The sequence below is a fragment of the Streptomyces sp. NPDC104106 genome (assembly GCF_055584345.1).
In genome coordinates this window covers 514,864-535,950 of record NZ_JBVJMF010000003.1, presented here as the reverse complement: position 1 = coordinate 535,950, position 21,087 = coordinate 514,864, and the positions used below count along the sequence as shown (strand labels likewise).

The following is a 21,087-nucleotide window of genomic DNA, read 5'->3' as shown; positions in this document are numbered from 1 at the left end:
GGGTGCGCGTCCCGCCTGTGCACACGGCGTGATGACGAGCGAGCGGGTGTCCTCAGCGGAGGATGAAGGTGCCTCCGGCTGCGACCGCGAGGTCGGGGCCGAGGGCGGCCGCGGGTGTGCGGGCGCCGGGCTTGCCTTCGCCGCGGGCGAGGCGTACGGCGGTTTCGGACGCGGCGGCGACGGTGTAGTCCATGCCGTCGTCAGCGCGCAGCCATCCTTCTCGACTGGTGCCGTCCGGCCAGGTGATGACGGCGTGGCCCCAGGAGTGCCGCCGGGGTCGGGAAGCGGCTTTCAGCCGGAGGCCGGCCATCCGGCGGACGGCGAAGCCGCGCAGCGCCGGTACGGACAGCAGCTTCCCGGCCGACGGAAGGATCGCTCGTACGGCCGCTCCGCCAGGAACCAGCGCGGAGGTGACGGTGACGTCAGGCGCTCCGCTGGCCCGCTGTGCGGCGATCAGCTCGCCCGAGGGCACTCCCGCCGATGTGGCCTTCTGCCCGTCGGGGAGGGTGAGGTGTTGGACATCCGCGCCGAGCCGGCTCTTGACCAGGCGGCCGCCTTCGTAGCGGAGTCCGCCGGTGGTGAGCACGTCGACGACGGAGGCGGCGAAGGCGGCACCCATGACGCCGGCCTCGACGGCCACCGAGGCCAAGGCGTCGACGCGCACGCGGCTGGGGGCGGGGCGGCCGGCGCACAGCCTGACGACGACGGCTTCCGTCGCCAGGACGCCGAACCCGGCGCCGGTCACCAGGGTGCTGCCGCCCGCTGCCGCCTCTTCGTGCAGGTCAAGGAGCCGGGAGGTGGCGGTCAGGTCGTTGGCCAGGTCCAGGTAGTGCCCGCCCGGCATGCAGGCGCGAGCCACCTGCGGGCCGGTTTCGGCATACCCGCCGAGGGTGTTGACCACCACGGCCGGCCGCTGCTCTGCGATCTGTTCCGCGACCTTCTCCACGGTGCCGGCGACGACGACCTTCGCCCGCTCGCCCTGCCCGAGTTTCGCTCGTGCCTCATCCAGGCGCTCACGGCTGCGCCCGACCAGCGCCAACGGCACGTCCCGTGATGCCAGACGGGCGGCGACGGCGGAGCCGACGCGGCCCGTCGCTCCCAGGATCCATACGTCACCGGTCCGCGCGTCGGCCATGCCATGGGTCATGGGAACCCCCTCTTCCGTGGCTGCGGCCCGCGTGAGCCGACCACAAGCGATGTCTCAGTGTGTCATCACTAATGCTAGCACCGATGACACGCTGAGACATCGTTTGTTATCGTCAAGCCATGGCGAGATGGGATCCTGGGACCGAAGAGCGCCTGATCAAGGCCGCACTGGAGCTCTACGCGAAACACGGGTACGACAACGTGACCGTGACGCAGATCGCCGAGCACGCCGGCATCACACGCCGCTCGTACTTCCGCTACTTCCCCGACAAGCGCGAAGTCCTCTTCGCGGGCTCCGAGCGGCTGCCCGTGGCGATCGAGCAGGCCGTGCTGGCCGCCGACGAGGCCTCGTCGCCGCTGAGCACCGTCCTTGACACCCTCGCCGACGTGGGCGCCCAGCTTGTCGCAGACGTCCAGAACGCCGCCGAGCGCCGCGCCGTGATCAACGCGAGCACGGAACTCCAAGAACGCGAGCGGACCAAAGTCGCCGCCGTCACCGCCGCGATCCAGACCGCGCTCGAACAGCGCGGCACCGAAACCGGCAGGGCCCACCTGGTGGCCCAGATCGCAACGGTCGTCTTCCAGAACGCCTTTGCCCGATGGGCCGACACCAACGGGCAGACGGACTTCCTCACCTGCCTGCGGGGCGCCACCGCATCGCTCCGGGACACCGTGACCGCGGACGCGACGAGCGCGGCCACCGGTTGACCACCTCGCCTTCCGCGTCCCCGCCCTGGCCCTTGCGCCGCGAAGGCCTGAGCATGGGCCCGGCTCGGGTACAGCGCGCCATGGTCCGGTGCGCGCCCCCGTCTCCACCGGAGGCCCCGGCCCAGGGGCGGCGAGGGGGTGCCGGAACCTGCTGTACCCGCCTCACGCGCCCCTGCCCGCGCTCTGGTGGTCGCCGTTCGCGGGAGACGAGACCGGGCAGCCGTCGTCCGCCTCGGTCGCCTGCGCGGCGGCCCTTGCCACAGTTCCCGCCGCCTCCGCCGTCGCGGCCTTCCACCGCGACCCGGGGCACTTCTGCATCCCCAGTGGCTGGGACGGCGGCGGAAGCCGCTGCCAGTGGACGTCGGAGAAGGTCGCGAACACCGCCGAACCGGCCACCGCGTCCAGTACTGCACGCAGACCCCAGACGGCGGGGCCGCGGTGGCGACGCGGCGCAGGTCGCAGTCGGCCGCGCCGCCCCCGACAGCAGCAACGGCATGGCGTGCGCAGTAGCGTCGTGCCGCCTGCTGCCGAGGCTCAGCCGGCGGCCTCGGCCGGCTCCGCCGGCCGCGCGCCGCGCGGAGCGCGAACGCCGCGCGCCGTGGCGGGGCCCTCCCAGCGCACGGCCCCGCAACTGTCCAGGCCGAACTGGTCCATGACCCGGGCGACGACATGGTCGACCAGGTCGTCGATGCTCTCCGGCCTGTTGTAGAAGGCCGGCATCGGCGGCAGGATCGTCGCGCCCATCCGGGACATGGCCAGCATGTTCTCCAGGTGGATGGTGGAGAGCGGTGTCTCGCGGACGCCGAGCACCAGGCGCCGGCCCTCCTTGATGACGACGTCCGCGGCCCGCGCGATCAGATCACTGCCGTACCCGGCCCGGATCGCCGCGAGGGTCTTCGCACTGCAGGGAAGGATCACCATCCCGTCGGTGCGAAAGGAGCCGCTGGAGATGCACGCCGCTTGGTCGTCGGCGCCGTGTACGACGTCGGCGAGGGCGGCGACGTCGTGAGACGTCCAACCCGTCTCCATGGCGATGGTCGCCTTCGCCCATCGGCTCATGACCACGTGCGTCTCGACGTCCGGCTGCTCCCGCAGGTGCTGGAGGAGCCGGATGCCGAACACGGCCCCGGTGGCGCCGGTGATTGCGACGATCAGTCGCATGAGACAACCCTTTCGTGACCTCGTGTCATGTCCGTCCGTGGTCCTGCCGGCGATCAGCGGGCGTAGCGCGCCAGCACCCTGGCCCGGACCTCGACGGGATACGCGTCCGTGAAGGTGCTCTGCCGCTCGCGCTCGTCGGGCGCGGGGAGCAGACCCTCGTGGACCACCTTGGTCGCCCGGGCGGCGTGGCGCTCCTCGGGCGTGTAGCAGGTGAGCAGGGGCAGGACCGGGCCGTTTGCGAAGCGGACCACGCGCCCGTCCGGGTGGACACGCGTGGCCAGCGCCCACAGCAGGTCGGCGTCATCGGTGGGGTCGAAGTCGTCGTCCAGCAAGAACACCTGCGGCAGGCAGAGACCGAACTTGGTGCCGAACACCGCCTCCCCGACGCGGCGCGCGTACTCCTCAGGGCTGACCCCGGGCAGCAACTCGCGCCAGTTCCCCGGGGCGCTGACGATCAGCCAGTGGCTGGCGGCGCTCAGGGGGGCCCAGGCGCAGGCCGCCGGCAGGCCCGACTCGCGGATGGCGTCCAACGCGCCGGCGGCTTCGCCGATACCCGTCACGGTGTGGAAGTCGTCCACCGGCTTGCCCTCCGCGACCAGCGGCCAGATCGGCGCGTCCCGGTGGGTGACGGCTTCCACGCTGTACACCGGCTGGAGGCTGGTCTCGCGCGGGACGTAACCGGCGAACTCGCCGAACGGCCCCTCGACTCCGGCGCGTTCGACGGACAGGTGGCCCTCGATGACGATCTCGGCGCCCGCCGGAACCATCAGCTCGGACAATTCGGCCCTGACGACCTCCAGCGGACGGCCGATCAGGGCGCCGATGTAGTCGGCCTCGGCCACGCCGTCGCCGAGCGGGATGCCACCGACGTAGGGAACGGCCGGGTCGCCGCCCTGGACCAGCGCATAGGGCATGGGCCTGCCAAGGTCGGCCCATTGCTGCCAGATCCGTGCGATGTGCTGGGGATGCATGACGAGACCGGTCATGCGCTTGCCGTCGATCATCATGATGCGGGCGATGGACCAGTTGGTCCACGAGCCGTCCGGCGTCTGGGCGATGATCACGCCGTAGGTGTTGGCGTAGCGGTTGCCGTCCCCTTCGTGCACGAAGGGGACGGGGAAGCGGTTGAGGTCGGCGTCGTCCCCGAGCAGGACGTTCTGCTTCACCGGAGCGGCCTCACGGCCGACCGCGATCGGCGGCAGACCCGGGCGGTGCCGGGTGGCGACCAGGTGCTCGACGATCTCGCGACCGGTGGCTTCCGGCCGCAGGCCGACGCTGAGCGCGACCCGCGCGTACGGCCGGCTCGGATCGGAACTCAGTGCGGCCGGAGCGCCGAGCAGGCGGAAGCCCTCGGCGACGCCGGCGACGTTCTCGAAGAGCGGGGCCGGGAGGCGGCGCTCGGTGCTGTACCTGGTCTGGGCGGCAGCCTCCAGGTTCCAGTCCACCTGCTCGTGGACGCGGACGAGATCGCCGAGCTTCTCCAAGGCCTCGATGTGCTCGCGAAGGTCGGACGGGTGCTGCATGTGGTCCTCCCGCAAATTAATCAGTACACGAACATTCACTATACAGACAGTCTGTGTACTGACATTCAGCTGCCGGCTCCGGCCGTCTGTGCCAAGATCTCTGCCAGGAGCCCGCACCTCGGCCCCGTCCCGCACCCGCCTGCGCCGGAACGATTCGGAGATCCCGCGGCCATGTCCGAGCAGCCCCTCACCGACACGCCGATGCACCTGCTGCGCCGGGCACTGCAACAGCTGACCGCGGTGTGGCAGGCCGAGGTCCCCGACCTGACCGCTCCGCAGTACGCCGTCCTGACCGTCCTCGCCGACTCCCCCGGCGTCACAGGCGTCACCCAGGTCGAGCTCAGCAAGGCCACCGCGATCGACCGGTCCACCATGGCGACCATGCTCGACCGGCTCTCCTCCCGAGGCTGGATCACCCGCGAGGTCGACCCCGCCCACCGCCGCCGCCACCAGGTACGCCTCACCCCCGAGGGCCACGCGCTCCTGCGGCGCATCGCCCCCGCGGTGGCCCGCGTGAACCGCTGGCCCGCCGAGCGGCTCGGCGCTCGGCGACTCGAGGAACTCCTGCCGCTGCTCAGGGACTTGGCCGAGGTGGATGCCGACCGCAGCGTCTGAGGACGCGCCGCGGGCGAGCGGCTGTCGCCGGCTCGTCCTCGCCGGGGCAACGCCCCGCACCAGGACGGCTCCGGTGGCACCGCGGGCATCGCTGGGCGATGGTGGGGTGTGCACGTCCCTCTTCACAGGACGAGGGAAGAAGGAGGCTTCCGTGCGTTCCTTCAGGTCAGCAGTGGCGGCAGGTCTGCTGGGCATCGCGGTGCTGGGCTTCTCCGCCCCGAACGCGGTGTCCGCGGGCGGAGAAACGCCCATGGCATCCGGCAGGGTGTGCGGCGCGGAGAGTGCTACCGGCCTCGCCGTGTCGGCCGACAAGTCCACCGCGTGTTCCGCCGCGATGGAAGTGGCCAGTGCTTACACGCGCGTGGCTCGCGGCACGGAGAAGTCCGTGGCGACCGTCAGGGCGGCCGGAGCCGTGTGGAAGTGCCAGGAGCAGCAGGGCGACCCGAATCCCTACCAGAAGTGCGTCAGCACGGCGGACTCACGTCGGTGGGTCGAGCTGACGTCGTAGGCGTCCTCTCGCGCGACCGGGGACCAGCGCTGCGCCGACTCTCCGGCCGGGCAGGTCAGGTAAGACGCCGGGCCCTGTGCGTCCGGCTGTGCCGGGCCCGGCGGAGCCACGGGCACGCCGGACGTCGCCTGGCCGGTCAGCGGCGTGCGGCCAGGCGCAGCCGGGCGGGGTGAGATCGCGGAACCATGCCGTGGGTGGAGCGCGGCGCCTGGCCGGTGGCGGGCGTCAGCGTCCAGCGCGCGGTGATGACGGCCAGGGTGAGGGTGGCCTGGAGGAGGGCGAACCGTTCGCCGATGCATCGATGGGGTCCCGCGCCGAACGGGAGGTAGCTCTGGCGGTCCGGGACGGCGTTCGCCCAGCGGTCGGGGTGGGGGTAGAGCCACGAACTCCACGCGATCGTCGTACCCGGCGCGAAGTGATGGCCGCCCAGCTCGGTGGCGTCCATGGCCACGCGGGGCGCCATGGTGAGGGGCGGGTGGAGGCGGAGGGTCTCGGTGATGACGTGGTCGGCCGTGGTGCGCTCGGCGACGTCGGCCACCGTGGGTGTCCGGTCCCCGACGCGGGGCCTGGTCTCGGTGCGCAGGCGCATGGCGATGTCCGGGCGGGCCGCCGTGCTCATCAATGCCCAGGCGAGGGTGTTCGCCGGGCTCTCGGTGCGCGCGGCGAAGAAGGTGATGGCCTGGTCGACCACCTCCTGGTCGTCGAGCGTCCTGTCGCTGCCGGCGGTGCCGGAGTCGACGGCGGTCAGGAGACCGTCCAGGAGGTCGTTGCCGCGTCTGCCGTCCGCGCGGCGGGCGGCGACGGTTGCGGCCCACGCCTGCCGCAACCGCTGCTGTGCCAGGCCGAAGCGCCGGTTGATCGGGGTGGGCAGCGCGTTCACCGGCCGGGGCACAGCATCCTGCGCAGCGCTCCGGCGCTGATGGTCCCCAGGTCTTCGACGAGACCAGCCCTCGTCCCGGAAGGCAGGGCGCCACTGCCCGGCAACGTCTCTACCGCCGTCCGCGTGGTCAGGCGCTTCATCTCGGCGTTGACGTCGATGACCTGTCCGTCGTGCCAGGAGTCGGCGAGTAGCTCGGCGGCGACGCTGAACACCGGCGCGTAGCCCGCGATCCGCTCTGGATGGAACGAGGGCTGGCACAGTCGGCGCTGACGCCGGTGCGCCGGGGCCGGACACGTGAGCAGGCCGTTGCCGAAGGCCTCCCGGCCCAGCTCGATGAGGGGTCCGCCCCTGTCGAACGTACGGCCGTCGACAGGTACCTGCCGGGTCAGATCCGGTGCGCACACCATGACCGCGGGCAGCGTGCCCAGGCGGATGCGGACCAGGGGACCGATCGCGCAGAGGGCCAGGACGAACCGGAGCGGGTCTCGCGTCATGGCGAGCGCGTGCCCCACTCACGGCAGTGCGCCCGGAGCCGAAGGGATCACGTCGGTGCTGGACACCGGCCACTCCCTGGTGGTGCGTCCGGGACGGGCACGGCCCACGGCCGACGGCTGTCCGGGGCTCCACTCCAACGTAGTCTTGGGACGACGGGCGCGCACCGCGGTGTCGGACCCCGCAGCCGATCCCCGGCACGCCGTGCCACACCGGGCAGCGGCCGCCGGGAGACCTCAGCGGACCAGCAGGTCGCGGATCGTGTCCGCGATCTCGTCGGGCACCTCCTCGGCCATGAAGTGCCCCGCCCGGGTCAGCCGGTGGTCGAGGTCCGGTGCCCAGGCCTTCCACACCGCGGCGGCGTCGTAGCCCAGGTGCGCGCCCCAGTCCTGCTGCACGACCGTGACGGGCATGGCCAGCTGGGACCCGGCGTCCAGGTCCGCCTGGTCGTGGACGATGTCGATGCCGGCCGAGGCACGGTAGTCCGCGACGATCGAGGGCACCGCGGCGGTGCACGCCCGCAGGTACTCGGCGCGCACCTCCTCCGGCACGGCGGCCGGATCGCCGGCCCAGGTGTCGAGGAACGAGCCGAAGAACGCTTCCGCGCTGTTGACGATCATCGTCTCGGGCAGGCCGGGCGGCTGCGCCATGAGGAAGAGGTGGTAGCCGACCGCCGCCGGAACCCCGCGCAGGACGTTCCACATGTCCAGCGTCGGCACGATGTCGAGCAGGCCGAGATGGGTGATGGTCCCGGGGTGGTCCAGCCCGGCCCGGAAGGCGGCCAGGGCACCCCGGTCATGGCCGACGAGGGCGAAGCGCTCGTGTCCGAGCGCCGCCGCCACGGACACGACGTCCGCGGCCATGGTGCGCTTGGCGTACACGTCGGGGCCGGTGGCCGCCGGCTTGTCGCTGGCGCCGTAGCCGCGCAGGTCGGGGCAGATCACCGTGTGCTCGCCGGCGAGCCGTTCGGCGACGTGCCGCCACATCAGGTGGGTCTGCGGGAAGCCGTGCAGCAGGACGACCGGGCTGCCGCTGCCGCCGATCGCGGCGGCCAGCTCCACACCGTCCGTGCCGGGCAGGCGGACGTGGTCGAAACCGGGGATGGTGAGCGTCATCTGGTGGGGCCCTTTCCTCGCGTCGGGGGGGACGGGACCAGCGTGGGCGACGCCGATCAGTAACGGATCAGTGCGGTGCGACGTGGTGGACCCCTGGCACGGAAGATGGGGGCATGCGAATCGATGTGCTCGGTGCGGTGCGGGCCCTGCGCGACGACGGCAGCCCGCTCGGCCTGGGCGGCCCCCGCCATCGCGAGGTGCTCGCGCGGCTCGTCGCCGCCGAGGGGCGGATGGTCACCACCGACGCCCTCGTCGACGACCTGTGGACCGAGCCGCCGGCCCGCGCCGTGGGTGCGCTGCGCACGTTCGTCGCCGCGTTGCGCCGCGCCGTCGAACCCGACCGGCCGCCCCGGAATCCGCCGCGCGTACTGGTCACGGAGGGGCCGGGCTACGCGCTGCGCCTGCCGCGCGAGAACGTGGACGTCCACCGGTTCCAGGACGCCCTGGCCCGCGCCCGGCACGATCCCGACGCCGTGGCCGCGCTCGGCGTGGCACTCGCGGCCTGGCGCGGCCCCGCCTACGCCGACGTGCAGGACTCCGCGTGGGCGCAGCGCGAGCGGGCGCGGCTGGAGGAGCTGAGGCTGGAGGGGGTCGAACTGCGTGCCCGCCTCCTCCTCGACTCCGGCGCGGGGGCCGATCTCGTCGCCGAGCTGGGCGCCCATGTCGCCGAACACCCCTGGCGGGAGCCGGCCTGGGGACTGCTCGCCCGCGCGGAGCATCGCGCGGGCCGCCAGGCCGACGCCCTGGCCACCCTGCGCCGCGCCCGCACGATGCTCGTGGACCAGCTCGGGCTCGACCCCGGCGCCGACCTGCGCCGTCTGGAGACGGACATCCTCAACCGGTCCGCTTCCCTCGAAGGGCCACGTACCGCGTGGGCCGGTGGTGTCCGGCTCGGCCCGCGCACCACCGTGGACCTGGCCCGCACCCTCGCCCTCGCCGGCGGTGACGCCCTGGTCCACTCACGGCGCGACCGCCTCCGCGCCGTCCACGCGGCCGAACGTACGGGAGACGTGCTCCTGACGGCCCGCATCATCGGCGCATACGACGTACCCGCCCTGTGGAGCCGCGCCGACGACCCCGAGCAGTCCCGTGCCGTCGTCGCGGCTGCCGAGCGCACGCTGGCGGCTCTCGGCCCGGACGGCCCCGCCGGCCTGCGCGCCCGCCTCCTGGCCGCGGTCGCCGTCGAGAGCCGCAGCGCCGGTCTGTCCGCGGACGAGCTGGGGCGCGCCGGGCGGGCCGCACGACAGGCCGAGACGCTGGCACGGGAGCTGGGCGATCCGGCCCTGCTGGCGTTCGCCCTGAACGGGGTCTTCCTCCAGTCCTTCGCCCGCCCGGGGCTCGCGGCGGCGCGGGACGTGATCGGCGGCGAGATCCTCGAACTGGCCACCGGGCACGACCTGCCGAGCTTCGCCGTGCTCGGCCGGCTCATCCGCCTGCAGTCCGCCTCGGCCCTCGGCGACCTCCAGGCCGCGGCCTCGCACGCGCGCGCCGCCGAACAGCTCGCCGTCGCCATCGAGTCCCCCCTCGTCCCCTTGCTCACCGCCTGGTTGAGGGCCCGGGCCACGGCCGCCCGCAGCACCGAACCCGGCGGCCCGACCGCCGCCATGGCCGCGGCCCACTACCGTGCCGCCGAGGACAGCCTCCGGACAGCCGGAATGCCGGGGCTGCACCGCGGGCTGTTCCCGCTCGCCCTGCTGGGGCTGCGCCTGCTGCACGGCCGGCCGGCACCCACCGACGCCGGCCTCGACTGGGGCCCGTACCGCCCCTGGGCACGTCCCCTCGTACTTCTCGACCAGGACCGGACCGAGCAGGCCCGTGCCGCCCTCGCCGCGGTTCCCCGGCCACCGCGTGACCACATGCAGGAGGCGCTGTGGTGCCTCACCGCGCGCGCCGCCGTACGCCTCGGCGAGCGCGCCGTCGCCGCACGCGCCGCGGCGGCCCTGCGGGACGCCCGTACCGAACACGCCGGTGCCGCCAGCGGCATGCTGACCCTGGGCCCGGTGGCGCGGTACCTGGCCGAGGCGCGGGCCTGCGCCGAAGCGGGATGAGCCACCGCACCCGCGGGCCGTCAGGTCGCGTAGCGCGGCGAGTTGGTGATCTGCGGTCCGTAGCGGTCGTGCGTGAACGGATGGATCCAGCCGGTCTTTCCGTACCTCCGGTCGGGGGCGTTGTCGTGGGCGACGCCTTGTTCGTCCATGAGTTTCGCGCAGTCCTTGCAGGCGGGCTGGGTGGTGCGGATGATCCCGCCGGCGCATGCGCCGTCGCCCCACACCTTCATGATCCTGCACTCCGCGTGGTTCGCGGTGGTGCCGACGTAGCCGGGGCAGATCTGCCGGGCCGTCGGGAACCAGCCCGGCAGCGTCCCGGTGGGGTTGGCCCTGATGTCCTCGACGGCCGACCAGATGTCGTTGAAGAACGAAGGGGAGTTGGACGACGAGGTCGCGAGGTACAGGGTGCCGCCGAGCAGACCGCACCCCGTATTGCCCTGCCTGGTGTGCCAGATGGACGCGATGGACTCCAGGAACGACCCTGGGCTGGTGAGGCTGACGGCCGTGTACTGCGGCGCTGCCCGGGGGGCGAGACGTGGCTGTTGCGGTGCCTGGCGGGCAGCCGCGGGGTGAACGTCGTAGTCCTCCTGCAGGATCGTCATCACGTCGTCCCAGGCGACCCGGTGGTCGTCCTCGATGATCAGGTCGACCGCCACTTCCACGAACTCGTGGGTCTCCTGGGGGAAGTGCTGGAGGATCCCGGCCAGCATCCCGTTGCGTGCGATGTCCTTCGAGCCGAGCTCGCGGCCCTGGGCATCGGTGATCACGCGCTGGACCGCGTCCGTGTGCGCATCGGCCGCGTCCCTCGTGCCCGCTCCGTCCGTCGTGGTGTCGGGGCGCGGCGGACGGGGCCCGGACAGGGCGCGGGCGGCGACGGCCTCGGCTTCGCGTTCGAAGCGGTCGCCCGGGTCGGAGAGCGACAGCCCGTCGCCGTGGTCGGTCGCGGCGACCGGCCCCTGCCGCTGCTGGACGACGTGGACGAGTTCGTGGGCCAGGGTCCTCTTGCCGCCTCCGTCCGCGCCGATGACGACGTGGTTGCCGGAGGTGTAGGCCCGGGCTCCGATCTCAGCCGCGGACCGCTGGGCGGCGGTGCCGCTGTGCAGCCGGACGTCGGAGAAGTCCGCTCCGAGCCGCCCCTCCATCTCCGCCCGCGTCCCCGGGTCCAGCGGCCGTCCGGGGCCGCGCAACACCTCGTGGACGGTGGAGTGCCGGACTGTGGGCCGAGTGCCGTCGGACGCGTCTTCGGCCTGGCGTCGCCGGAGCATCCGGGTCACCGCCGCGTTGCCCACCGCACGCTGCAACGCCGCCGTCCGCTCCGGCACCACGGGGGCGGGCCGGTCCGCGGTGAGGTGCCCCATGGCATCGCCGCCGGCCCTGGACCGGGCGCCCGCCTCCGGGGTCCGGTGCGCGGCGCCGCCGCGGGAAGCGGCGTCCTTGTCCTCGTGGCGGGCGTGGGCTCCCATGACCTTCTCCCCGGTACCGGTGATCACCGGATTCCAGGATGGGCCGCGCCGCCGTCCGCCGGCCAGGGGCGTGCGAACGGTCCCCGGGGCAGGCCACCTGCCTTTACGGGCACTGGAGGAACGCGGTGTACGTCACCGACGCCGGCCCCCCGCCGGCCGGTTCGCGGGGCGCGCCGTCCGGGCGCCGGTCCACGGCTCGGGCTGACCGACGCCCGGGAGAGGGCTTGCGGACCTGTCAGTCAGGGGGCGGCTGTCGCCGGGCGGAGCGGGTGAGGCGTTCGGCGAGGGCTTCGACGAGGCCGCGCAGCTCATCCGGGCGTTCGATGACGAAGGGCCGGTCCAGCGAGGCGAGTACGGCGGGCAGCCAGTCGAGCCGTTCGACGCGCAGTTCGACGCGGGACCAGCACTCGGCCTGCGGATCCGCGCTCCCCGAGGGCGGCAGTTCCTGCACGATCGCGAGGCCCGCGGGAAGCCGGGTGTGGATGTGCTCGGCCGTGCCCTGGACGCGCAGGGTCACCTCATGCCGGTACGGAGCCGTGGCGAGCCCGGTGAGAACGCGCTTCGCCGGGTCCGGTCCGGCGGGAGGTTCGAACGTGCCCGGCAGGGTGCGCACGCCGGTGATGCGGTCGAGCCGGAACGTCCGTTCCTGGCCGGTCGTGAGATCGTCGGCGGTCAGGTACCACTTGCCCGAGTGGGCGACGAGTCCGTGAGGGTGCAGTGTGCGTTCGCTGCGGCGGCCGTCCGCGGCCGTGTACCGGATCGAGAGCGGCCGGTGGTGGTTCACCGCGTCGGCCACCGGCAGGAGGACCCCGGATTCCGGGGAGAGCGCTTCGCCGGGCGGAGCCGTGAAGGCGAGGGAGTCGAGCAGGGCGTCCAGTCGGCGGCGCAGCCGCTCGGGCAGTACGCGTCGGATCTTGGCGGTCGCCGTCTCACTCGCCGTTCCGAGCGCCGTCGTCAGGCCGGCTCGCCGCCCCGCGACCAGGCCGAGCAGTACGGCGAGCGCCTCGTCGTCGCTCAGCATGAGCGGGGGCAGCCGGTAGCCGGGGGCGAGCCGGTAGCCGCCATGGCGGCCGCGCACCGACTCGACGGGGACGTCGAGGTCGAGGAGGTGGCCGATGTAGTGCCGCACCGTGCGTTCGTCGACGCCGAGCCGGCCGGCGAGTTCGGTCGCGGTCCGCATGCCGCCCGCCTGCAGGAGTTCCAGCAGGGTGAGCACGCGCGAGAGGGGACGAGGCATGGTCGGAAGTCTGCCGCACATACCGGGCGGGTTCCGCCCGGTATAGGTCGTAGCGTGCGGTCACAAGCACCGACCGACCTGGAGAGACCCCATGGACTTCGTCTCCGTCCGCATCATCACGAGCGACGTCGCCCGCCTCGTGGACTTCTACGAGCGTGCCACCGGACTGCCCGCGAGCTGGTCCACCGAGGACTTCGCCGAACTCAGGTCCGCCTCGGCCACCCTCGCGATCGGCAGCACCCGCACCGTCCCCCTGTTCGCGCCCGGCTCGGCCCGTCCGGCCGACAACCACAGCGTCATCCTCGAATTCCTGGTCGACGACGTGGACGGCGTGCACAGGAACCTGACCGGCTTCGTCGAGGAGTTCGTCGCCGAGCCCACCACGATGCCCTGGGGCAACCGTTCCCTGCTGTTCCGCGACCCCGATGGCAACCTGGTCAACTTCTTCACGCCCGTCACACCGGCCGCGCTCGAAAGACTCGGCCGCTGAATGCAGCGGTCCGGCGCCGGCCGCTCAGGGGGTACGCAGCTCGGGGCCGAGGAGACGCAGGGGCACATCCTCGCTCCGGGGAGCGAGGACCCGGCCCCCCTCGGCCAGTGCCGCCGTGGTGACGGCCAGCCGGCGGCCCTGGTGGCGGGCCGCGTCGGCGGCACTGCGCTCGGACGGCCCGTTGCCGGCGTGGTGGAGCGTTCCGTACGGGTTGCCGCCCGCGGTGTTCACCACGGGGTCGGTGTAGCCAGGGGCCACGACGGTCGCGCACCACTGGTGCATCGCCGTGTATGCGGACAGCAGCGCGGACTCACCGCCCGCGTGGGAGTTCAGGGTCGTGCCGAACGCCGTCACGGCCTTGCCCCGGTAGCCGGGACCGGGCAGCTCGCGCTCGGTCCTCTCGATGAAGGCGCACACGGAGGAGGGCAGCACACCGTGGCGGGCCCGCATCCCCCAGGCGATCCCGTCCGCCCAGGCCACGTCGGCCGGTGTGATCTCGTCACCGTCCACGTGCCGGAGCCTGGTCTCGGCGCCCTTCTCGGCGGCGCCCACGGCCAGCGCGTCCGCCAGCCCACGGAGCCTGTCGTCGCCCGACTGGAAGGCGACCAGCAGCCGCTGCCCGCCGGCGGCCGGCCGGGGCGGCCGCTCGGCCCGGGACGGGCGGAGGTGACGGACGCGGGCGGCCAGGTCGCTCATCCGCGCGCCGAGGGCGCGCGCCGCCGCCTCGGCCACTGCGCTGATCCTGCCCTGCGGGTCGGCGCACACCGAAAGTCCGTAGGGGTTGGCGCCGGTGTCGTGCCAGTCGTCGGCACCGGTCTGCCCCGCACCGGCGGAGGTGACCAGCGCGCCCCAGTGGTACATGGCCCGGTGCAGGCTGAGCAGGGTGCCCTCCTGGCCGCCGTTGAGGCTCGTCGAGCTGGTCAGTCCGGAGACCGCGAGGTTGGCCAGGGCGCCGGCCGACCACAACCCGGCCGGACCGGTGGAGTCGATGAACTCCTTGAGCGGCGCGGACACATTGCCGTAGTGCGTCGGTGTGCCCCAGACGACGGCGTCCGCCCAGACCAGGTCCTCCAGGTCCGCCAGGACCGCGCCCGGACGGTCGTCCTCCTCCTGGACGCCGCGCAGTCTGACGTTCGCGCCGGCGGTCTCGGCGCCGGACGCCACCGCGGCCGCGAGGGCACGCACCGTGCCCTTGCGGGAGTGGTAGATGACCGCGACGTTCCCCGCGGCCGACGCACGCTCGCTCATGAGGCGACGACGATCTCGACGTCCTCGGCGGCGCGCTCCGCCACCGCGTCGATGTCGGCGTCGAGGGGCGCGTCGACGATCACCGACACCGAGCGTTCGCCGGAGTCGACGATCGGGCCGAGCCGGTCACCGGGCGTCCGGGGCGTCAGCACGGCGCAGCAGCGCGGCCCGGCGTCGGGCGCGGCGGGGGTGAGTTCCGGCCAGCGCTCGGCGGAGGTCGTCCAGCTCACCTCGGGCCCCTTGCTGCGGACGTCGACCAGGGTGCCGTGCGGGTGGTCGAGGAAGAGGTGGCGGACCCGGCGGCCGGGCCGGGGGTAGCTGGCCGGCCTGCCCAGCGCGAGGTCGACCAGCCGCTCCTCGACCGAGCTTCCGGTGGCCAGGCCCCACAGCGCGGCGATGCCGTCGCCCGGGATGCGGAACGCCACCTCCATCAGCACCACCCGGTCGCCGGTGACGCGGTACTCGGCGTGCGCGATGCCGTCGCGGAAGCCGAGCCGCCGCAGCACCTCGGCGTGCACGCGCGACAGTTCGTCGAACTGCCCGGGTACCGCCTCGGGCGCCGGCACGGTGTGCCCCATCTCCGTGAAGGTCGACCCGCCCGCCTCGTTGGTGAGCTTCTGGGTGATGCCCGACCAGATCGGCTCACCGCCCTGCACAAGGCTCTCCACCGAGTACTCGGGGCCGACCACGCGCTCCTCCACCAGCAGCGTCTCGTGCTCGGGATAGCCCGCCACCGCCGCGGCGGCCTCCTCGACCGAGCGCAGTCCGCGAACGCCGGAACTGCTCATCCGGCTGACCGGCTTCAGCACGACGGGGCCCTGCCAGCCGTCCGAGGACAGGTCGAGGCCGTCCCGCTGCCCGGGGTGGATCACCCGCCACCTGGGCGAGAAGTCGGGCAGCGCGGTGCGCTGGAACAGCTTGTTGCGGCTGACGGTGGCGGCCGGCCAGCCCGACCCCGGCAGGCCGAGCAGGTGGGTCAGCGCGCCGGCCGCCTCGACGTAGTACTCGCCGCAGGACAGGGCCCCGCGGACGTCGTAGCGCCGCAGCACGGGCTGGACCCCGGCGATGGTGCTCGCCGGTGACGGGTCCGGGACCGGACAGAGGTCGCCGAGCGCGGACAGCGGATGCCCGGGGTCCGCCATCAGCTCGCGCAGCCGCTCCTCGTCCCCGCCCTGGGTGAACACCAGGACCGGGGTCACCCCCAACTCCCTTGTGTACTCCACCAGTCGGAGGTTGCGGATGATCATCTTGAGCGAGGTCATGATGAGGAGGGCAGGCTGCTGCACCGCGGTCACTTCTCCTTCTCCGGCTCTCCGATCGAGGCGGCGAGCCGGCCACCGTTGTGATGTACGCCGTTCTGGCCGTCGGCAGCGCCCCGGATGCCCGGCGTGATGACCTCACTGCGCCTGGCGACGACGACCGCGCCGGCCGGCACGTCGTCCATGACGAACGCCTTCGCGCCGATCCGCGCGTCGTCACCGACCCGTAGAGGCCCCAGCAGCACCGAGTTCGCTCCGATCACCACCCGCGACCCTATCTCGGGATGCCGCCGCTGGCCCGGCGGCCGGAGGTTGTCGCGCCGCCACCCCAGCGCGCCGAGCGTCACCTGGTGGTACAGCGTGACGTCGTCGCCGATGACCGCCGTCTCACCGATCACCGTGCCGCAGCCGTGGTCGATGAACAGCCTCCTGCCGATCCGCGCGCCGGGATGGATCTCGATGCCGCCGGACAGCCATCGGCCGGTCAGGAAGATCAGCCGGGCCAGCAGCCGGTGGTCGGTGCGGTACGCCACGTGCGAGACCCGGTGCGCCCACAGCGCGATGAGATGTGGCGAAAGGACCGCTTCCGCCGTGGAGTTGACGGCCGGGTCGCGCTCGACGACCACCGCGATGTCCTCACGGATTCGCGCGAGGCACTTCATGGTTCACCGCCCCAGTTCCGACCACTGTTCGGGGTTTCCGGCACACGCGAAGAGCGTGACCACCACCGCGTCGGGGGGCAGTTCGGCCGCGACCTCCTTGGCCACCAGCCAGTTCGCCGCCGCCGAGCTGCCGATCTTCACGCCCGTCAGGTCGTGGAACTCGCCCATGCCCTGCAGCGCCCGGGGCAGGGTCACATGGCGGTGCCCCTCGACCAGGTCGTCGTGTGCCTTCACGAACGGCTGACGGATGCCGTATCCGTGGCCGCCCGATCCCTCGTACGTCGGCTTGCCGAGCGGGGGCCCGGGGTTGCCGTACGGCGCCTCCTGCGGTGTCACGCCGATCGCCCGGACGTCCGGGAACCGGCTGCGCAGCGCCCGCAGGACGCCGACGAACGTGCCGCCGCTGCCGATGGAGGTGAGCCAGGCGGCCGGCCGGGTGTCGCCCAGGGCGGCGAGGATCTCGGCGCCGGTGGTCTGCTGGTGGATCGCGACATTGGCCGGATTGTTGTGCTGGAAGACCAGCGTCCAGTCCGGTTCGGTCTCCGCGATGCGCTGCGATGCCCTGATGGTGCGCAGGAACCCGCCCTCGGCGGGCACCAGTTCCACCTCCGCACCGCGCTCCTTCAGCAGCTCGAGCAGGCTGGGCGGGCTGCTGGACATCAGCACGAACTTGGTGCGTACGCCGGTCCGCTGACCGAGCAGGGACATCGCCGAGGCCAGCTTCCCGCCCGAGTACACCAGCAGGCGCAGCTCCTCGGGCGGCCGGTCGCCGTGCCTGCGCAGCGCGTCGGCCATGAGGGCGTAGGCGGTGCGGTCCTTCACCGAGCCGTTGGGGTTCTCCCACTCGCACTTGGCGAGGATCCGTGCGCCGCCCGGCACGGAGGGCACCTCGCGCAGCGAGGTGCCGCCGAGCCGGGCATGGAAGTCGGCCATCGCCGGATAGCGCTTGTGGACCTCGGCGAAGTCCAGGACGTCCTCGGGCGCCTGGGCCGTGAACGGCTGCTGGAGCTGGTCGTCCGGGGGCGCGGTGGGGTCGGTGGTGCTCGACGGGACGGTCATGGGCGCTCCACCAATCGGAAGCCGATCGCGTAGATCGGGCGGTCGAACCAGCCGTGCCGACGGGCGCAGCGGGCGAGGTCGCCGTAGCGGGTGAAGCTGCCCCCGCGCGCGATGCGATAGCTGCCCTGCGTGAGGACCAGGTCGTCGTCGACCGGCGTCCCGCCGTCGTAGGGATGGTAGTCGTCGGCGACGTACTCCTCGACGTTGCCGGCCATGTCATCGGCGCCGAACGGGGTCCGGCCGGCCGGGTAGACGCCCACCGGAGTGGTGTCCAGCGGCCCCTCCTCGACGGTGTTGGCGTGATCGCCGAGGAAGCCGCCGGGCCACGGGAACTCCCGGCCGTCGCCGCCGCCGGCCGCGTACTCCCACTCCGCCTCGGTCGGCAGGGCGAACCGGCGGCCGGTGCGCTGCGAGAGCCACGCGGCGTACGCGTCTGCGTCCTCGGGCCGCACCGTCCACACCGGATGGTTCGCCCGGGCCAGGGGATATCCGCCGAACCGCCATGACGTGGGCAGGGCGGTGGACCCGGTGTCGGCGAGGAAGCGCCGGTACTCAAGGTTGGTGACGGGATAGCGCATGATGCGGAATGCGGCGATGTCGACCCGGTGGCGCGGGCACTCCTTGCGGATCCAGGAGTCCACGACCCCCACCCGCGCCCACCGCTCCACCACGGACGCCACCTGGTCCTCCGGGAGGCCGATCTCGGCCGTGCCGGCCGGTACGTCGACCAGCTCCGGATCGTCGGGCCGGATCCGCGGGTCGCCGCGCAGCCCGAGCAGACTGCCGGCCGCGTAACGGCGTGCGAAGGGCTCCGCCGGGTCGGCGCACACCGCGGCGAGCTGCTCGACGGGGCGGGTGAACAGGTCGGTGTGCGCGGCGAACAGGTCGTGCGGCAGACGCTCCACCAGCCGGCCCGGCAGACCCATCGCCTCCCGGTCGGAGACCTCGTTGGGGTTGCGTACCGCGGGCAGGACCTCAGCGCTCATCCGGCGTCCCCGCGATCTCGTAGACGTGACCGTCGTAGGAGCTCGCCAGGAACAGGCCGCGGTCGGCGTCGTACGACAGCGAGGAGATTCCCGAGGTCGTGGGCCGCAGCGCGGGTCCCCAGGTGCCGCGGTCGCGGTCGAAGACGGCGACATGACCGTGGTAGGAGCCGGTCGCGATCAGACGGCCGGTGGCGTCCGTGGCGACGGACTTGATCGAGTGGGTGTGCGGGGTGCCGACCGTGACGCAGCTGAAGTCCGGTGCCCACAGCCGGAGTTTGAGGTCGCGGCCGATGCTGGCGAAGTGGCCGTCGGCCAGGGCGACACAGCCGTTGGCGATCCGGTCGTGTGCGCCGTCGATGCGGTGCACGAGGGCGAGGGTGCGGATGTCGTGCCAGGCCACGCTGGTGTCCGCGCACACCGAGAAGATGTGGTCCGCGGAGGCGGCGACGCCCTTGACGGCGTTGTCGTGCAGTTTGACGTCCTCGACGTGCCGCAGCCCCGCGTCCTCGGTCAGCCGGAACACCAGTCCCTCACCGGTGTAGGCGCCGACGACGACGTGCGGGGCGCCGTCCCTGACGAAGGTGGCACCGCAGTTCAGCGGGGACTTGTGCTGGTGCAGCAGGCGTCCGCTGATCGCGTCCATCACCTTGCCGAGCTGGCCGCCGGTGACGACCAGCGGACCGAGCGGCGTCAGGAAGTTGCAGAGGCTGCCCAGTTCGGTGCGCGGCGCGCCGTCGCGCAGGACGATGCCGGCGTCGCCGACGCTGATCACACCGCCGTCGTGGGCGCAGGCCGCGTTCACGCCCGGGGTCGGCGGGACCTGGGTCGGCAGCCACTGCCGGGCGCTGTAGTCGTAGGTGCGGTACGTGGTGCCGAAGGTGCCGAACACCAGGGTCTGCCGGGCGCCGAAGGCGCAGGAGCGCGGCCACACATCGTCGGGGATGTCGGCCTTGTCGACCTCGGTCAGCTCGCCGCCGGAGGTGTCCCACAGCCGCATGGTCCGGTCGTAGCTCAGGCTCACCATCAGCTGGCGCGAGCCGTCCCGCACCAGCCGCTTGATGCCGGCGGCGTGCGCGGAGACGACATGGGTGTCGCCGCTGCGGATCACGACGATCTCGCCGTCGTCGTTGCCCGCGTACAGAGTGCCGTCCGCGCCGATCGAGATGGTGTCGGTCTCGACGCCGCCGAGGTCGATGGTGTCGACCAGGCCGCCGGTGGCCAGCGACCAGCGCCGCACCGTGCCGTCGTCGCTGGAGCTGATCAACTCGTCGCCGTCCCCTGCCCATTCGACGGAGATCACATCGGCGGTGTGGCCTTCGAAGCGGTGCACCAGGTTCCCGCCGAAGTCGTACACCCTGACCCGGTGGTCGCGGGAGGCCGTCGCGATCAGCTCTCGGGTGGGATGGAAGGTGGACATCTCCACGTCGTCGTCGTGGTCCCCCAGCACGGCGCGCAGCCGCAGGTCGGGTATCGACCACAGCCGCGCGGTGTAGTCGCTGGAGGACGTCGCCAGCAGGGTGCCGTCGGGGCTGAAGCTGCACTGGTTGGCCAGGTGGTCGTGGACGACGCGGGTCAGCGCGCTGCCCGCGGCCTGGTCCCAGAGGATGACCTGGTTGTCGTAACCGGCGGTCGCCACATAGCGGTCACCGTAGGTGGCGATGCCGCTGATGGGACTCCTGTGTTCGATCACTGAGCGCTCCTGACGTCCTCGACATTGATCTCGTGGCCGGCGTGGTCGATCTTCGCCATCAGATAGCGGCGGTTGGCGTGTGTGACGTACACCCCGGTGGGCTGCCTGCGCCGCACCACGATGCCGCTCTCGCTCAACGCCGTCGTCTTGTCCGGGTTGTTGGTGAGCACGTCGATCTGCCGGATGCCCAGGGCCGTCAGCATCTGGGCGGCGACCCGGTAGTCGCGCAGGTCGTCGCCGAAGTTCAGCGCGCGGTTGGCGGCGAAGGTGTCCATGCCGACGTCCTGCAGCAGATACGCCTCCAGCTTGTTGTAGAGGCCTATCCCGCGGCCTTCCTGACGCAGGTAGAGCAGCACCCCGCCGCCGGCGTTCAACAGGTCCATGGATTCGCGCAGTTGCGGTCCGCAGTCGCAGCGTGCGGAGCCCAGCACATCACCGGTGAGGCACTCCGAGTGCACCCGCACCAGCGGGCAGTCCTGCTTCAGCGCGTCGCCGAACACCACCGCGACGTGCTCGCCCTGGTCGGCCAGTCCGTGGAAGGAGATGACGACGGCCGGTTCGAACCGGCCCGGCCCCAGCTGGAGCGGAATCGTCACCGAGGTGCGGATTCTGGCCGCCGGCAGTGGCTCGTCCCTGGTCTCGAACGATCGGGTCGCCGTGTTCTTCACCTCGTCGCGTTCGCGCACCTCTGCCCCCATCGTCCGTACTCGGTTCGGAGAGCACCAGTGACCCCTGTGTGCGCCGTTGTGCGTGCGCCCCGTCACTGGGCCCGATCGGGCCTGCACCACTCTGTAGGG

Annotated in this window: 20 protein-coding genes; 5 read left to right on the top strand and 15 right to left on the bottom strand. The window is 72.7% G+C overall.

Features of this window, described 5'->3' with window-relative positions:
* Nucleotides 1–52: 52 nt before the first annotated feature.
* Nucleotides 53–1,147, bottom strand: coding sequence for a saccharopine dehydrogenase NADP-binding domain-containing protein (locus tag ACZ60X_RS09825; protein ID WP_469595599.1), 1,095 nt, complete (start codon nt 1,145–1,147; stop codon nt 53–55).
* Between the two features lie 119 nt (nt 1,148–1,266).
* On the opposite strand from ACZ60X_RS09825, the gene ACZ60X_RS09820 reads away from it, so the two are divergent.
* On the top strand, nt 1,267–1,854 hold the full coding sequence (locus ACZ60X_RS09820; protein ID WP_469595596.1) for a TetR/AcrR family transcriptional regulator: 588 nt from the start codon (nt 1,267–1,269) through the stop codon (nt 1,852–1,854).
* A 534-nt stretch (nt 1,855–2,388) separates the two neighbouring features.
* Here the strand turns inward: ACZ60X_RS09820 and ACZ60X_RS09815 are convergent.
* Together ACZ60X_RS09815 and ACZ60X_RS09810 are read right to left on the bottom strand one after the other, a co-directional pair.
* Nucleotides 2,389–3,015, bottom strand: coding sequence for a UbiX family flavin prenyltransferase (locus tag ACZ60X_RS09815; protein ID WP_469595594.1), 627 nt, complete (start codon nt 3,013–3,015; stop codon nt 2,389–2,391).
* Nucleotides 3,016–3,068: 53 nt separating this feature from the next.
* The gene (locus tag ACZ60X_RS09810; protein ID WP_469595590.1) at nt 3,069–4,538 is read right to left on the bottom strand and encodes a UbiD family decarboxylase; all 1,470 of its coding nucleotides are present in this window, start codon (nt 4,536–4,538) and stop codon (nt 3,069–3,071) included.
* A 171-nt stretch (nt 4,539–4,709) separates the two neighbouring features.
* Between ACZ60X_RS09810 and ACZ60X_RS09805 the strand changes: the two genes are divergently transcribed.
* Nucleotides 4,710–5,153, top strand: coding sequence for a MarR family winged helix-turn-helix transcriptional regulator (locus ACZ60X_RS09805; RefSeq protein WP_469595588.1), 444 nt, complete (start codon nt 4,710–4,712; stop codon nt 5,151–5,153).
* Between the two features lie 151 nt (nt 5,154–5,304).
* A complete protein-coding gene (locus ACZ60X_RS09800; RefSeq protein WP_469595586.1) occupies nt 5,305–5,661 on the top strand; it encodes a hypothetical protein in 357 nt (118 codons plus the stop codon).
* A gap of 136 nt (nt 5,662–5,797) precedes the next feature.
* Here the strand turns inward: ACZ60X_RS09800 and ACZ60X_RS09795 are convergent, their stop codons facing one another.
* The 3 genes from ACZ60X_RS09795 to ACZ60X_RS09785 all read right to left on the bottom strand — a co-directional run bounded on the left by ACZ60X_RS09795 (nt 5,798) and on the right by ACZ60X_RS09785 (nt 8,148).
* Complete coding sequence (locus tag ACZ60X_RS09795; protein WP_469595584.1) at nt 5,798–6,541, bottom strand: cytochrome P450; 744 nt, start codon at nt 6,539–6,541, stop codon at nt 5,798–5,800.
* Nucleotides 6,538–7,035, bottom strand: a complete 498-nt coding sequence (locus tag ACZ60X_RS09790) for a cytochrome P450 (protein WP_469595581.1) — start codon at nt 7,033–7,035, stop codon at nt 6,538–6,540. Before ACZ60X_RS09790 ends, ACZ60X_RS09795 begins: the two co-directional genes overlap by 4 nt.
* Before the next feature lie 234 nt (nt 7,036–7,269).
* Nucleotides 7,270–8,148: an alpha/beta fold hydrolase gene (locus ACZ60X_RS09785; RefSeq protein ID WP_469595578.1), complete on the bottom strand. Its 879-nt coding sequence runs from the start codon at nt 8,146–8,148 to the stop codon at nt 7,270–7,272.
* Between the two features lie 113 nt (nt 8,149–8,261).
* Here ACZ60X_RS09785 and ACZ60X_RS09780 point away from each other — a divergent pair, with 113 nt between their 5' ends.
* Nucleotides 8,262–10,196, top strand: coding sequence for an AfsR/SARP family transcriptional regulator (locus ACZ60X_RS09780; protein WP_469595576.1), 1,935 nt, complete (start codon nt 8,262–8,264; stop codon nt 10,194–10,196).
* Between the two features lie 20 nt (nt 10,197–10,216).
* Here ACZ60X_RS09780 and ACZ60X_RS09775 read toward each other — a convergent pair whose 3' ends face one another.
* Nucleotides 10,217–11,686: an eCIS core domain-containing protein gene (locus ACZ60X_RS09775; RefSeq protein ID WP_469595573.1), complete on the bottom strand. Its 1,470-nt coding sequence runs from the start codon at nt 11,684–11,686 to the stop codon at nt 10,217–10,219.
* A 208-nt stretch (nt 11,687–11,894) separates the two neighbouring features.
* Nucleotides 11,895–12,896: a helix-turn-helix transcriptional regulator gene (locus ACZ60X_RS09770; RefSeq protein ID WP_469595571.1), complete on the bottom strand. Its 1,002-nt coding sequence runs from the start codon at nt 12,894–12,896 to the stop codon at nt 11,895–11,897.
* A 91-nt stretch (nt 12,897–12,987) separates the two neighbouring features.
* Here ACZ60X_RS09770 and ACZ60X_RS09765 point away from each other — a divergent pair, with 91 nt between their 5' ends.
* On the top strand, nt 12,988–13,386 hold the full coding sequence (locus ACZ60X_RS09765; protein ID WP_469595568.1) for a VOC family protein: 399 nt from the start codon (nt 12,988–12,990) through the stop codon (nt 13,384–13,386).
* A gap of 24 nt (nt 13,387–13,410) precedes the next feature.
* Here ACZ60X_RS09765 and ACZ60X_RS09760 read toward each other — a convergent pair whose 3' ends face one another.
* Genes ACZ60X_RS09760 through ACZ60X_RS09730 form a run of 7 tightly spaced genes read right to left on the bottom strand, consistent with a single transcriptional unit; the run spans nt 13,411 to nt 20,976 of the window.
* Nucleotides 13,411–14,634 carry a flavodoxin family protein gene (locus ACZ60X_RS09760; protein ID WP_469595565.1) on the bottom strand — a complete coding sequence of 408 codons (1,224 nt, stop codon included), beginning with the start codon at nt 14,632–14,634 and terminating at the stop codon, nt 13,411–13,413.
* The gene (locus ACZ60X_RS09755) at nt 14,631–15,920 is read right to left on the bottom strand and encodes an ATP-grasp domain-containing protein (RefSeq protein WP_469595563.1); all 1,290 of its coding nucleotides are present in this window, start codon (nt 15,918–15,920) and stop codon (nt 14,631–14,633) included. Before ACZ60X_RS09755 ends, ACZ60X_RS09760 begins: the two co-directional genes overlap by 4 nt.
* Nucleotides 15,921–15,925: 5 nt before the next feature.
* A complete protein-coding gene (epsC, locus tag ACZ60X_RS09750) occupies nt 15,926–16,555 on the bottom strand; it encodes a serine O-acetyltransferase EpsC (RefSeq protein ID WP_469595560.1) in 630 nt (209 codons plus the stop codon).
* Nucleotides 16,556–16,558: 3 nt separating this feature from the next.
* Nucleotides 16,559–17,614, bottom strand: coding sequence for a pyridoxal-phosphate dependent enzyme (locus ACZ60X_RS09745; protein ID WP_469595558.1), 1,056 nt, complete (start codon nt 17,612–17,614; stop codon nt 16,559–16,561).
* Nucleotides 17,611–18,600, bottom strand: coding sequence for a formylglycine-generating enzyme family protein (locus ACZ60X_RS09740; RefSeq protein ID WP_469595556.1), 990 nt, complete (start codon nt 18,598–18,600; stop codon nt 17,611–17,613). The genes ACZ60X_RS09745 and ACZ60X_RS09740 overlap by 4 nt, the downstream gene beginning before the upstream one ends.
* On the bottom strand, nt 18,590–20,290 hold the full coding sequence (locus ACZ60X_RS09735; protein ID WP_469595554.1) for a WD40 repeat domain-containing protein: 1,701 nt from the start codon (nt 20,288–20,290) through the stop codon (nt 18,590–18,592). Before ACZ60X_RS09735 ends, ACZ60X_RS09740 begins: the two co-directional genes overlap by 11 nt.
* A complete protein-coding gene (locus ACZ60X_RS09730) occupies nt 20,287–20,976 on the bottom strand; it encodes a GTP cyclohydrolase II (protein ID WP_469595551.1) in 690 nt (229 codons plus the stop codon). The genes ACZ60X_RS09735 and ACZ60X_RS09730 overlap by 4 nt, the downstream gene beginning before the upstream one ends.
* Nucleotides 20,977–21,087 lie beyond the last annotated feature (111 nt).

What these genes read in the sequence shown, in the direction of transcription:
- ACZ60X_RS09825 (WP_469595599.1), bottom strand. Translation starts at nt 1,147, where the DNA reads ATGACCCATGGCATGGCCGACGCGCGGACCGGTGACGTATGGATCCTG.
- ACZ60X_RS09820 (WP_469595596.1), top strand. Translation starts at nt 1,267, where the DNA reads ATGGCGAGATGGGATCCTGGGACCGAAGAGCGCCTGATCAAGGCCGCA.
- ACZ60X_RS09815 (WP_469595594.1), bottom strand. Translation starts at nt 3,015, where the DNA reads ATGCGACTGATCGTCGCAATCACCGGCGCCACCGGGGCCGTGTTCGGC.
- ACZ60X_RS09810 (WP_469595590.1), bottom strand. Translation starts at nt 4,538, where the DNA reads ATGCAGCACCCGTCCGACCTTCGCGAGCACATCGAGGCCTTGGAGAAG.
- ACZ60X_RS09805 (WP_469595588.1), top strand. Translation starts at nt 4,710, where the DNA reads ATGTCCGAGCAGCCCCTCACCGACACGCCGATGCACCTGCTGCGCCGG.
- ACZ60X_RS09790 (WP_469595581.1), bottom strand. Translation starts at nt 7,035, where the DNA reads ATGACGCGAGACCCGCTCCGGTTCGTCCTGGCCCTCTGCGCGATCGGT.
- ACZ60X_RS09785 (WP_469595578.1), bottom strand. Translation starts at nt 8,148, where the DNA reads ATGACGCTCACCATCCCCGGTTTCGACCACGTCCGCCTGCCCGGCACG.
- ACZ60X_RS09780 (WP_469595576.1), top strand. Translation starts at nt 8,262, where the DNA reads ATGCGAATCGATGTGCTCGGTGCGGTGCGGGCCCTGCGCGACGACGGC.
- ACZ60X_RS09770 (WP_469595571.1), bottom strand. Translation starts at nt 12,896, where the DNA reads ATGCCTCGTCCCCTCTCGCGCGTGCTCACCCTGCTGGAACTCCTGCAG.
- ACZ60X_RS09765 (WP_469595568.1), top strand. Translation starts at nt 12,988, where the DNA reads ATGGACTTCGTCTCCGTCCGCATCATCACGAGCGACGTCGCCCGCCTC.
- ACZ60X_RS09760 (WP_469595565.1), bottom strand. Translation starts at nt 14,634, where the DNA reads ATGAGCGAGCGTGCGTCGGCCGCGGGGAACGTCGCGGTCATCTACCAC.
- epsC (WP_469595560.1), bottom strand. Translation starts at nt 16,555, where the DNA reads ATGAAGTGCCTCGCGCGAATCCGTGAGGACATCGCGGTGGTCGTCGAG.
- ACZ60X_RS09745 (WP_469595558.1), bottom strand. Translation starts at nt 17,614, where the DNA reads ATGACCGTCCCGTCGAGCACCACCGACCCCACCGCGCCCCCGGACGAC.
- ACZ60X_RS09740 (WP_469595556.1), bottom strand. Translation starts at nt 18,600, where the DNA reads ATGAGCGCTGAGGTCCTGCCCGCGGTACGCAACCCCAACGAGGTCTCC.